General features: G+C 64.5%; 10 protein-coding genes. 3 read left to right on the top strand and 7 right to left on the bottom strand.

The window, feature by feature from the left end; translation table 11 throughout:
* Window positions 1-16 precede the first annotated feature (16 nt).
* Genes ACFWAY_RS25400 through ACFWAY_RS25390 form a run of 3 tightly spaced genes read left to right on the top strand, consistent with a single transcriptional unit; the run spans window position 17 to window position 3,412 of the window.
* Entirely contained in the window at window positions 17-1,171 is a 1,155-nt protein-coding gene (locus tag ACFWAY_RS25400) for an acyl-CoA dehydrogenase family protein (RefSeq protein ID WP_378512602.1), read from the top strand.
* A gap of 29 nt (window positions 1,172-1,200) precedes the next feature.
* Window positions 1,201-2,784 (top strand): AMP-binding protein, encoded by a 1,584-nt coding sequence (locus ACFWAY_RS25395; protein WP_378512601.1) that lies wholly within the window; start codon window positions 1,201-1,203, stop codon window positions 2,782-2,784.
* A gap of 25 nt (window positions 2,785-2,809) precedes the next feature.
* Window positions 2,810-3,412, top strand: coding sequence for a TetR/AcrR family transcriptional regulator (locus ACFWAY_RS25390; RefSeq protein ID WP_009472354.1), 603 nt, complete (start codon window positions 2,810-2,812; stop codon window positions 3,410-3,412).
* A gap of 547 nt (window positions 3,413-3,959) precedes the next feature.
* Here ACFWAY_RS25390 and ACFWAY_RS25385 read toward each other — a convergent pair.
* From ACFWAY_RS25385 to ACFWAY_RS25355, 7 genes are all read right to left on the bottom strand, one after another.
* Entirely contained in the window at window positions 3,960-5,459 is a 1,500-nt protein-coding gene (locus tag ACFWAY_RS25385) for an aldehyde dehydrogenase family protein (RefSeq protein ID WP_378512600.1), read from the bottom strand.
* A gap of 63 nt (window positions 5,460-5,522) precedes the next feature.
* Window positions 5,523-7,097, bottom strand: coding sequence for an AMP-binding protein (locus tag ACFWAY_RS25380; protein ID WP_378512599.1), 1,575 nt, complete (start codon window positions 7,095-7,097; stop codon window positions 5,523-5,525).
* 2 nt (window positions 7,098-7,099) lie between these two features.
* Entirely contained in the window at window positions 7,100-7,603 is a 504-nt protein-coding gene (locus tag ACFWAY_RS25375) for a ketosteroid isomerase-related protein (RefSeq protein ID WP_378512598.1), read from the bottom strand.
* A 33-nt stretch (window positions 7,604-7,636) separates the two neighbouring features.
* A complete protein-coding gene (locus ACFWAY_RS25370; RefSeq protein ID WP_378512597.1) occupies window positions 7,637-8,089 on the bottom strand; it encodes a ketosteroid isomerase-related protein in 453 nt (150 codons plus the stop codon).
* Between the two features lie 354 nt (window positions 8,090-8,443).
* Window positions 8,444-9,631, bottom strand: coding sequence for a response regulator transcription factor (locus ACFWAY_RS25365; protein WP_378512596.1), 1,188 nt, complete (start codon window positions 9,629-9,631; stop codon window positions 8,444-8,446).
* Window positions 9,628-10,728 carry a LuxR C-terminal-related transcriptional regulator gene (locus tag ACFWAY_RS25360; protein WP_378512595.1) on the bottom strand — a complete coding sequence of 367 codons (1,101 nt, stop codon included), beginning with the start codon at window positions 10,726-10,728 and terminating at the stop codon, window positions 9,628-9,630. The genes ACFWAY_RS25365 and ACFWAY_RS25360 overlap by 4 nt, the downstream gene beginning before the upstream one ends.
* Before the next feature lie 262 nt (window positions 10,729-10,990).
* Window positions 10,991-12,202 (bottom strand): TetR/AcrR family transcriptional regulator, encoded by a 1,212-nt coding sequence (locus ACFWAY_RS25355; protein ID WP_378512594.1) that lies wholly within the window; start codon window positions 12,200-12,202, stop codon window positions 10,991-10,993.
* Window positions 12,203-12,255 lie beyond the last annotated feature (53 nt).

Genomic DNA, 12,255 nt, shown 5'->3' with positions numbered 1-12,255 from the left:
CCACGGAGGAACCACCATGGAGTTCATCGAATCCGACGAGCACGCCGCGATCCGCGAGGCAGTCGCCGCCATCACCACCAAGTTCGGTCCCGACTACTACACCCGCCACGCCTTGGCCCACGAACCGACCACGGATCTCTGGAAGGCACTGGGTCACAGCGGTTTCATCGGCATCAACCTCCCGGAAGAGTACGGCGGGGGCGGCGCAGGCATGACGGAGCTGGCGCTGGTGTGCGAGGAGACCGCCGCCCACGGCTGTCCGCTTCTGCTCCTGCTGGTCTCGAGCGCCATCTCCGGGGAATTGATCGCCAAGTACGGTAGCGACGACCAACGGAAGCGATGGCTTCCGGGCATGGCGTCGGGAGAGACCAAGGTGGTCTTCGCGATCACCGAGCCCGACGCCGGTTCGAATACGCACCAACTGTCCACGCACGCCGTTCGCGACGGCGACGACTACGTTCTGAACGGCACGAAGTACTACATCTCGGGTGTCGATGAGGCGGAGGCGCTCGTGGTCGTCGCCCGTACCGGGCACGACGAGGTGACCGGGCGGGCTCAACTGTCGTTGTTCCTGATCCCCACTGATGCCCCGGGGCTGGTCAAAAACGTGCTCCCGGTCGGGGTCGCGCTCCCCGAAAGGCAGTTCACCCTGCACTTCGACGACGTACGCGTTCCGGCCGACAGCCTGCTGGGAGTCGAACACGACGGCTTTTCCCAAGTCTTCGACGGCCTGAACCCCGAGCGAATTACCGGCGCCGCGATCTGCGTCGGAGTCGGCCGGTTCACCCTGGGCCGCGCAGCCGAATACGCCCGAACACGCACGGTCTGGGGCCAGCCCATCGGAATGCATCAAGGACTGTCCCACCCGCTGGCAAAGGCGCAGATCGAAGTGCAACTGGCCGCTCTGGCCACTGCGAAGGCCGCATGGTTGTACGAGCACGGAAAACCCGCAGCCGAGGCATCGAACGTGGCGAAGTACGCCGCCGCCGAGGCGGCGGTCGCTGCGGCGGATGCCGCCATCCAGACGCACGGCGGCAACGGACTGAGCAACGACTACGGGCTTCTCCCGCAGTGGGGGCTTGCCCGGCTTCTCCGGATCGCCCCCGTGAGCCGCGAGATGATCCTCAACTACGTAGCCCAACACAGCTTGCAACTGCCCCGGTCCTACTGACAGCGCCCTTCCACGAACTGAGGAACACGATGTCCACCACCGAAATCGGTCGCAATCTGATCCACCGGATCAACGTCGGTGACAGCCTCACCCGGTCGGCCTGGCGCAGACCCGAGGCACTGGCGCTGGTCGACGGGGACCGCCGATTCACCTACCGCGAGTTCAACAGCTGGGTCAACCGTGTCTCACACGGGCTGCACCGTCACGGTCTTCGCAGCGGCGACGCGCTCGCCCTCGCGTCTGGCAATTGCGCGGAGTTCCTCGTCACCTACTACGCCTGCGCGAAACTGGGGCTCGTGTGCGTTCCGATCAATCTTGGCTGGGGCACAAGCGAAATCTCCTATGTACTCGACCATTCGGCGGCCAGAGCGGTCGTCGTCGAGAACGAATTCCTGCCGCGAGTCCAAGACGCTCTCGCCGCTACAGTCGGCGTCGTTGACATCTTTCTCGTCGACGGCGAGGCCACCACAGGGGATCCCACACTCGCCGCCTTCGCGGAGCTGGACAGTGGTTCACCGGATTCCGAACCTGAGCATGCGATCGCCGACCGCGCCCCGCTGTCGTACCTGTACACCAGTGGCACCACCTCGTTCCCGAAAGGGGTGGTCGGAAACCACGCCGCCATCTACCTCGAGTCGATGACCATGGCGCTCGAGGCGCAGTTCCGTGAGGACGACCGGTTCGTGGCAATGATGCCGATGTTCCACACCGCGCAACTCAACACCCACTGCACCGCCGCGATCCTCGTCGGAGCGACGATCTTCATCGAACGACGCTTCGACGCTCGCCGCCTGTTGGCCCTGATCGAATCCGAACGAATCACCCAGATCTTCGCCCTCCCGATGATGTACAGCGAAATGCTCGAGCATTCGGACGTCGGCTCCCGCAATCTCGCCTCGCTTCGCCGCGCGCTGTACGCCATGGCCCCCATGCCGCGGCATCTCATCGAACGCTGCATCGAGGTCTTTGCATGCGATTTCTACCTGTTGTTCGGCCAGACGGAGATGAGTCCGACGACCACGCTGTTCCGTCCCGAACACCAGTTGACCCACACCGGCGCTGTCGGAACGCCGGTGATCGGGGTACAAGCGGCGATCATGGGACAGGACGGCGGACTCCTGCCCACGGGGGACGAGGGAGAGATCGTCTACCGAAGCCCGCACACCATGACCGAATACCTGGACAACCCCGAGGCCACCGCCGAGGCCTTCGACCACGGGTGGTTCCATTCCGGCGACATCGGACGGTTCGACGACGACGGCATCCTCTGGTTCACCGACCGGTTCAAGGACGTCATCAAGACCGGCGGCGAGAACGTCTCCTCCCTCGAAGTGGAGCGCGCCATCTATCAGGCCGATCCGCGCATCGCGGAAGCAACTGTCGTCGGGCTCCCCCACCACCGATGGAGCGAGGCGATCACCGCGGTCGTGGTGCCGGCATCCGGCGCCATGGTCGATCCCGCGACGCTGATCGACAAGATCAAACGGTTGATCGATCCGTACAAGACCCCCAAAGCAATCATCGTGGTCGATGCGCTCCCCCGAACCTCGACTGGCAAGATCCAGAAGAACGTGGTTCGCGAGCGCTTTGCCGAGCACTATGAAAGAAGGTGAGACGACGATGGTGGAGAGTAGTGGGATGATCGACGACAGAACCGAGCCGGTACGCACACGGGACCCGGCGCGCCGCTACAGGATCTTGACCGCCACGGCGGACCTTGTGGCGCGAAACGGTTTCAATTCCGTGTCGATGGCCGACATCGGTGCGGCGTCCGGTATCACCGGCTCAGCGATCTACCGGCACTTCGACAGCAAGTCCGCCGTTCTCGTCGAACTCTTCGACATCGCGATAGATCGCCTGCTCGCAGACGCTGAACGAACCCTGGATAGCGGGATCGGACTCGAGCAGGCGCTGCGTGAGCTGGTCGATGGACAGATCGAATTCGTCGTCGGAAAACGCGAGGTCGCGCAGGTCTACCACAACGAGATTCACAACCTCCCCGAAGACGACCGCCGACGCCTGCGGCGCAAGCAGCGGCTCTACATCGAGGAATGGGTACATCTGGTCGACGAACTGCGCACAGACCTCGACGACGGGGAAGCCAGGGCAGTCGTGCACGCCGCCATCGGTGCACTTCAATCGACGCTGTTTCACAGCGTCGGGCTTCCAGTCGAACGTTTACGGCAGATCCTCGCTGACTCGGCACTCGCGGTCCTCGGCGTGAGTTCGACAACGACCTAGCACCACAACGAATCCTGCGGCGGTATAAGGATGACCGCTGCAGGATTCGTTGTTGGATCCGCAGAGTCGGGGCCGCCGCCGCTGTCTCCGACTCGACATCGTCTGCCGCCGTGCGCTTCGGAACGAAACTGCCGCACCGCGGATGACGCCAAGAGGGCCCCCCGAGATCGGCAATCGAACCGGTCGCCACGAGCCGGGTCGACGGGGTCGCGTCGTGCAGTGCAATGATCATTGGCCAGTCGGCGCCGACTTTTCACTCCCATGAAAGTGCCTGAGAACGAAGGTGCCGGACAGTCCGGCCGGGGGCGACATGAGCGCTGACGCGGCACGGTGGCGCCGACCGTGAAGGCGACAACCCGGGGTCCCGCGAGAGACCTGAGGGCGGGGTGGTCGAAGATCCGAAATACGTGCGCCAACTTTCGGCGGTTCACTATCCCGCAATTGCACGGTGGCGATACCACTTGCGCTGCGGTCCCAGATATCGACGCGGAACGGACGGCGGCCCCTGCACGATCCCGAGGGATGAATCGTGCAGGGGCCGTGTCTATCAGACCGGGTCGATCACGATCGCGAAGGCACGCGCCTCCGGACCCGGGGAGCGATTCAACGAGATGAACTTCGCCTCGGTGTACTCGTCGAGTGCGTGGGGGCCGCCTTCACGGCCCAGACCGCTCTGCTTGAATCCACCGAACGGGTAGGCGGGATGAATGACGTGCCAGTCATTGATCCACACCATGCCGGCATCGAGTTCGCGGGCGATCTCGATCGCCTGTTCCTCGTCGCCCCATACCCCGGCGGACAGTCCGTAATCGGTGTCGTTGGCGATCTTGATCGCCTCCTCGATCGAGTCGTAGGTGAGCACGACCAGGACCGGTCCGAACACCTCTTCACGTGCGATCCTGGCATCGTTGGTCACACCGACGAAGATCGTCGGCTCGATCCAGTAGCCCTTGTCGAACCCGGGACCGCTGGGAACGCCGCCGCCGATCACGGCCTTGGCGCCCTCGGTTTCGGCGATCGCGAAGTAGTCGAGGATCCGCTGATGCTGGACCTTGGAGATGATCGGCCCGACTCCGGTCGCGGGGTCGAGTGGATCACCGACCTTCAGTGTGCGGGCGCGCTCGACCAGCCGCGAGACGATCTCGTCGCGTTTGCTCGAAGGAATCAGCAGTCGGGTGCCGGCTTCACAGGCCTGGCCGTTGTTGGCCAGGGCCGCGAACAGCGAGCCGTCGATCGCGGTGTCGAGGTCGGCGCTGTCGAGAATGATGTTCGGTCCCTTGCCGCCGAGTTCGAGGGTCACTCGCTTCACGGTGTCGGCCGACTGGCGCAGGATGCTCTTGCCGACCGCGGTGGAACCGGTGAAGGCCACCTTGCGCACGTCGGGGTGTCCGCTGAGGTGCGCGCCGACGGGTTCTCCGTCGCCGGTCACCACGTTGAGCACGCCGGGCGGCAGTCCCGCCGCCTCGAACTCCTTCGCCAGCTCGAGCGCCACCAGGGGTGCATGCTCGTCGGGCTTGAGGACGACCGTGTTGCCCGCTGCGAGGGCAGGGGCGATCTTCCACACGATGACCAGCAGCGGAATGTTCCACGGCACGATCGCCCCCACCACACCCAGCGGCTCGCGCCGGACGAGGCCTTCGGCCGGCACCGGACCGATCTCGGGGCCCGCCGTCTCGAACTCGTACGTGGCGGCCTGGTCGGCCAGGTACTGCATCTGAGCGATCGACAACCCGATATGCAGGGCCCCGGTGATCCGGATGGTGGCGCCGTTCTCCCGTGTCTGGAGCGCGGCGAGCTCGTCGATACGGCCGCCGAGCCTGCCTGCGACATCGTTGAGCAGGGCCGCGCGTTGCGCGGGCGGGGTACGCCGCCAGGTGCCCTCTTCGTGCGCCGCCTTGGCCGCGGCGACGGCCTGGTCGACCTGTGTCACGCCGCCCTTGGCGACGGTGGCGACGAGCTCTTCGGTTGCAGGGCTGCGAATTTCGTAGTTCTCGCCGGTATCAACCCATTCGCCGTTGATATAGAGCGAGTAGTGCGGGACGCTCATCGGCGTGCTCCTCTTTCTCTGATGTGACTAGCGACAGCAGTGCGGTGTCGAAGGTTGCGATGGTCAGCTGATCTGGCGGGCCCGCCCTTCCCAGAACGGGGCACGGATCGATTTCTTGTCGATCTTTCCGGCCGGATTGACCGGGAGGGTGTCGACGAATGCCACCGTCTTGGGCGCGTGGACGCTGCCCATCTCCCGTTTGACGTGATCGATCAGTTCCTGCTCGGTTGCCGTGACACCGCTCTTGAGAGCGATGACCGCGTGTACCGCTTCGCCCCACTTCTCGTGGGGGACTCCGATCACTGCTGCCTGCGCAACTGCGGCGTGGCCGGCCAGGGCGTCCTCAACCTGCCGCGGAAACACGTTGAACCCGCCGGTGACCACCAGGTCCTTCTTGCGGTCCACGATGTAGAGGAACCCGTCCTCGTCGAGGCGACCGATATCGCCGGTGTGCACCCAGCCGTCACGCAGCGCCTCGGCGTTGCGTGAGACGTCGACGTAGCTGAGCATCTGCCCGAGCTGGCGGGACACGATCTCGCCGGGTTCGCCGAGCGGCAACACCTGATCCGTTTCGTCCTGGATTGTCACGTCGACGTGGAACAGGGGCCGTCCGGCCGAGGCGAGCCGTTTGATCCACACCTCGCTGTCCACCCGGTGCTCGTTTTTGCGCAGACAGGAGACGTACCCGGGTTCGGTCCCGGCGTAGGCCTGGATGAAGATCGGGCCGAACACGTCCAACGCCTGACGCAGCCGGTCGGGTGCGATGGGAGATCCCGCGTAAACCATAGTCCGCAGCGAAGACAGGTCATGCGCTTCGCGGCGCGGATGGTCGAGCAGCAGGTAGATGATGGTGGGAACGACGGCGGTCGCGGTCACCTTCTCCTGCTCGATGGTGCTGAGCAGTTTGTCCACGTCCAACCCGGGCAGCATCACGTTGGTGCCGCCCCGCAGGAACGTCGGCATGACGAAGATCTGCGTGTAGTGGGTCAGCGGCGCACCGTGCGCGAAGACCTCACCCCAGGCGATGTCGCCGATCTCGAGACCCGCGGTGATGCTGTAGTGGCCCCAGGTGAAGTGCGAGTTGACCACACCCTTGGGGTCCCCGGTGCTCCCCGAGGTGAACAGGACGTACGCCTCGTCGTGGACGTCGACCTCCACCTCGGGACGAACCGTCGGCTGCGATCGGAAGAGTCCGTCGTAGCCGAACACTTCGCCGATCTCGGGGGGCGCCGAAGCCGGACTGCTCCCGATCCGGATCACGGTCTGCAGCTTCGGCAGGTCACCTCTGATCTCGGCGACGACTGCGTCGAACTGGGCGTGATAGATCAGCGTGGTGGCATCGGTCTGGGAGAGACTCGACCGGAATGCGTTGGCAGCATTACGCGTAGGCATCTGCACCAACACCCCGCCGGCAGCCCAGATTCCGTGCTGCGTGGGAATGAATTCCAAGCAGTTCGGCATCAGCAGGCCGACGCGCTCGCCCTTCTGCAGCCCCAGAGAGACGAGTCCGTTCGCTACCTGGTTGCGCCAGTCGAGAAGCTCGCGATAGGTCACCCGACGATCACCATCGACGATCGCGACGTTGTCCTTGTAGTAGGTACATGCCCGATCGAGCACGTCCGGCAACGGCCCCCACATGGTCAGGATCCAACGAGAACGGACGGGTCGAATCCTTCGACCCAGTACTCCGGCGTCACGATCGGGATTCCGAGTTCCTGCAGCACAGGGGTGTCGTTCCAGTACGTCGTTTCGCGGACGATCTGTCCGTCGCTGTCGAGCTGGTGCCAGGTGATGCCGCGGGTGGACAGCGTCTTGCCCTGGGTCCGGACTCCCTTGTAGGTCTCGAGACCGGTGCCCGTCCAGTTCCACAGGATCACCACGGCCGGGTTTCCGGCCACGCCCGCCACCGGGAACGAGTCGGTGATCTCGAAGGAGTGCAGGCCGACACCATTGGCCGTGTCGGTGTTCGCGTACGGGGCGAGCTTCGGCGCCAGCTCATCCTTGGTGATGGCGGTGTCGGTGACGTGGTCGGAATCGGCGTGGTCGTCGTAGACCAGGTCGTCGGCGTACAGGGCGACCGCCGCCGCGGTGTCGGAGGTCAACGCGGTGATCCAGCGCCGGGCGTGCTCTTCGTGCTTACTCATGGTGCTCGTAGTTCCTTTCGCAGGGGTTCGGTGTCAGACGAGAACAGCGGACTTGGTCACGCTGGACGGGTCGACGGGCTGTCCCAGGTCCGCCGCTGCCGTCGCGATGTCCCACAGGCTCGCTTCCCGGGTGATGAGGCCGGCTTCGTTGTAGATGTGGAACGTCAGTCCCCGCGCTCCGGGCACCTTCCCGTTGGTCGGGACGCCGACGAAAGCGGTCGCCGTGGGCGCCTTCCAGGTCCACCGGTAGATCGCCGACTTCTCGTCGCCGACAACCTCATCGATCCGAAAGTTGTTGATGCCGATCCCGTTTTCGGTGTCCTTGTTGGCGTACGGCCCGAAGACACGGAGGAGCTCGTCCCTGTCGGTGATCTTCTGGCCGAGGATGGGATCCTCGAAGAGGAAGCCGTCGGCGTACAACGCAACGACCGCTTCGGGGCTCTCACGGAAGGCCTTCAGCCACTTGACAGCAAAGGAATGACTCATGAATATCGCTCTCCTCGGTGGTTGTCATAGTCCCCGCGGATACTCGAATATCGATGTGCTCCGCTCACTTCAGGAACACCTTCAAGGTATTGCGTAGGTCACACCGGCGGCGACTTACTTGGGGAGGAAACCCACCCCTCAACAGGGGGATACTCCGACGAGGAGGCGCTGGGGATCGGGACAACGATCACCGAGCCGGCAGGTCCGGTCCGGTCCGGGAATGCCGACACGGCTGCGAGCGGTCGTCAGTACCGAAACGGGGCGTACCCGGGGAACATGGTTTGGCACCGGAATAGAACCGCCGCCCGGCAGAGTGCCGGGCGGCGTGACGCTGAGCAGATGGTGCCGAATCGACTACGCGATGCGGTTGCCGATCGACCAGGCAATGGCCTGTGAACGGTTGGTCGCACCGAGCTTCCGCAGGATGTGCTTGACGTGCGATTTCACCGTCCCCTCCGTGATGACGAGGGACTCGGCGATGTCGTTGTTGGTCGCCCCCGCCGCCATCAATGTGAACACCTCTTGTTCGCGGGAGGTGAATTCGGCGAGCGGGACCAAGCTGGGACGCGAGGCGAAGTCCGCCGCCGAGTCGACTCCGGCAGGATCGGAGTCTGCCCGGCCGGCCGAGGCCATCCCCGATTCGCACAGCTCGTCCATCGTCGCCACCGTCGACGAGAGGATTTCCCTGATCTGGTCGCGTTGGCTCCGCAACCGCTCCATCAGCGACGTCCGCTCGTAGATGTAGCCGACACCTTCGGTGAAGGCCCACAGGACGTCGCGGTCGATCTCGTCGATCCGGCTCGGAACCGGGAAGTGGTCGGCATGAAGCAAACCGACAACGTTGTTGTCGAGAACCAGGGCGGAGACCACGTACGAGCGTGAGCGACCCGACTCGACGATGATCGGCCGGTATACCGGCGCGTTTTCCGTGTCGTAGACGATCGCCGGCCGATGATCGGTCAGCAGCCGCGCTTCAGGAGCCCGCTCATCGAGCGGTATCCCGCGATCGATCCAGTCGGTGAACCATGAGTCCGATTCATCGCCCTCGCCCAGGTACGCCTTCCACGGTTTCCACGTTCCCGCCTCAACTCGCGACAACACCACCCGCCGGAATCCGCAACGAACGGCCACGTCCTCGCAGAGGCGGTCGAGGAGGTCGGAGGTGCTCGGGACGGTCCGTAATCGGTGGAGTCCCGCCGAACACTCGGCCAGACGTTCGGTTCTGCGGCCCATTTCGTTCAGGTACAGATCCATCGCCACCTGCTGCAGGTCGAGCACAGTCTTGGTGAGTCGCTCCACCTTGGCGGTGTCGGCTGCCGCGGCCCGTCGCAGCTCGTCGACGCAGTGATGCGTCAGGACTGAGATCGCCTCTGCGGAATGGGCGGGACGTTCGTGCCGGATCCCCGGAAGGGTGGTCGAACCGACATCAGCGAAGACCTCGTCCCGGATGGCCTCCAGCCGAGTGATCAGCTCGATGTCTTTGCGTCGCCACCCCTGCAAGGACCCCCGTGCCGGCGTCGTTGCGATCAATACCCGTGTCATAGCGTCCGTCCCATCGAACGTTTCATCTTCCCGTATCGCGCGATGGCGCTGGCCCTGTTGGTGGCACCCAACTTGCGGAAGATGTGTTTCACGTGGGATTTCACCGTGCTCTCGGACACGGTCAGCTGAGCGGCGATTTCCGCGTTCGACGCGCCTTTCGACAGCAGTTCCACCACATCGACCTCGCGTGCGGTCAAGTGCCGTTCGGGCCGCCCTGCGACTGGCACCTCCGACGATCTGCGATCTCGGCGAGAAGGATCGACAGCCGCCGGCGGCAACATCTCGACGGGGGCGTCGAGGGTCAGCGGGCCACCGTGAACGTCGTCGATCATCGCTTCCGTGGCGCTGAAGACCATGCCGAGCCGGTCACGCTGCTCACGCAGTCGCTCGGTGAGCACCATCCGTTCGTAGATCGGTCCCAGCCCGTCGGCGAAGAGCCGAACGATGTCACGGTCCGCGGACGTCAGCACCCGCCCGGAGATATTGGTGTCGGCATGAAGCAGGGCGACGACCGTTCCGTCGACCACCACCGGCGTAACGACATAGCTGGTGGTCCTCGACAACCTGATGAGCGGACGATACGTGCGGGTTTCCGTACCGGCATCGCTCACCAGCATCGGGATCCGGCGCCGTACGACATCGGCCTCGAGCGGCGACGCGCTCAAGGGGATCTCGAGATCGCTCAGATAGTTGCGCAGCGCGGCGGAGATGGCCTCGGAGACCAGGTGCAGGGTGTGCGGAATCCACATCGAACCCTGGATGCGAGAGACCAGAACCCGGTCGAATCTTCCTGCGGTACACAGTTCTTCGGCCGAACTACTGAAGAACTGGGCGGGCCCGGCCGCCGCCGAGCGCAGGCGGGCCAGCGAACCGAGCACGCGTTCCAGACCGTGCTGGGGAGTCAGGCAGGCCTGCTCGTAGAGGACGCCCTGCGCTCGGTGGAGCTCCTCGAGAATGGCGGACAACGTACCGGTCTCATCGATCGTGTCATCCTCGTTTCGGGTCGCGGTGAACTCCACCCCCGCCATTTCTCGCATCGCGGCGGCCATCTCGCTCAGCCGGTGGGCGGCGGACGGCTGGGCGGCGGAAGTATTCACTGTTCCTCCATGTCGAGGTGCGGGGCATCCATTGCCGCCATATCGGCGACGTTCATCCTCGAGATGCTGCGGCACTGCACCTGCCTTCAATTCACCTTGTCGTGGCTCACCATTTACTTATGTCTGCCATTGTGGTGACCCGCATCACTATTGTCAACGCGGCGACTTTGAATACCCCCTTGTCAGGGGGTTTGTGCCGGAATCGCGCAGGGTTGACCCGCGGTCGGTAGTGAATTGTCCTTAACTATGGAGCCAGGGAGCGTCAGCCATACAATGCGCGGCGGGCGGCCAGGCGCACACGTTCCTGCACGTTGGGCATGCAGCGCAACCGTACCGTCCTGGATACGTCGTTGACGATTGTCAGAGCAGCGTGGACACGAAATCGCACCTCGGTGTCGTCGAGTTCGGGCCGGGATTCTTCCAGCAGTTGGAACCACTGCCCGACGTAGTCGTGCTGCGCGCTGCGCGCTGCGTGTCGTCGGGTGGGTGGAAGGCTGAGTACTTCGGAGGTCAGCACGGCCAGCAGGTCGTAGTGGATCATCGCGAACTCAATGTACGCATCGACCGCGGCGTCCAGAGCCTCCTGGGAGGTGTCCGCGGAGAACAGTGCCTGCGACAGCCCCAACTGGAGCGGTTCCGCGCCCCGGTCGATCACCGCGGCCAGGAGATCGGCCTTCGTATCGAAGTGTCGGTAGACGCTGGCGCTGTGGACCTGCACAGCGGCTGCGATCTCGTCCATCGTGACTGCCTGGTATCCCTTCGCGCCGAACAGTCTGGTGGCCGCGCCCAGGAGTGCCTCGCGGCGCGATGCCGGCGCCATGCCGGTCCGTCCGGGAAGATCGGCGGCCGGTTCGACGGCACTGTCCAACGGCGCCGCGCTCACAGCCACGGCCATGGTGGCGAGCAGCTCGATCAAACGGCCCGGCAGGATCTCGGTGCGGTGATAGCCCGGGCTGGTCAGAACCGCAAGAATGCACCACGCCAGCAGTTCCGCGTCAACGCCGCTCACCCCCGGCACGGAATGGCCGAGCACCGCGGAGAGACGCGACACCACATCATGCAATCGGTCACGCAGGCCCGCCTGCTGCTCCGGTGGCAGGTGTCGAATCTCGCGATTCCACAGAACTCCGAGGTCACGTCGAGTGCCGGCCGTTTCCGCCAGCCCGTGCAGCAGTGCCGTGAGGTCATCGATTCCGTGCGAGACCAGCAGCTCACCCGCCTGATCGAAGCTCTCGGCCACCGTGCAGGCGAGCAATTCCTGTTTACTCCGAAAGTGCCGGTACAGGGCCCCGGCGGTGATCCCGACGGACGAGGCGATGTCCTCGGTGCCCACATTGGGGTAGCCGCGTTCGGAGAACAGGACGCTCGCGGCGGCCAGGATCTGGGCCCTGCGGTTACGGGGACGCGGAGTGCTCGTGAGCCGAGCCCGCCTCGGGCGAACTAGTTCGTCGATGCTGCCCGCCCCCTTCGACACATTCGATGTGGCTTGAGATTTACTTACCGGGGTTGTAGCTTGTTTTTCAACCT

This window comes from Rhodococcus sp. NPDC059968 (genome assembly GCF_042738615.1).
Lineage (GTDB): Bacteria > Actinomycetota > Actinomycetes > Mycobacteriales > Mycobacteriaceae > Rhodococcus_F.
Note: the sequence above shows the minus strand (reverse complement) of the source record. Positions and strands in the feature narration are given on the sequence as shown.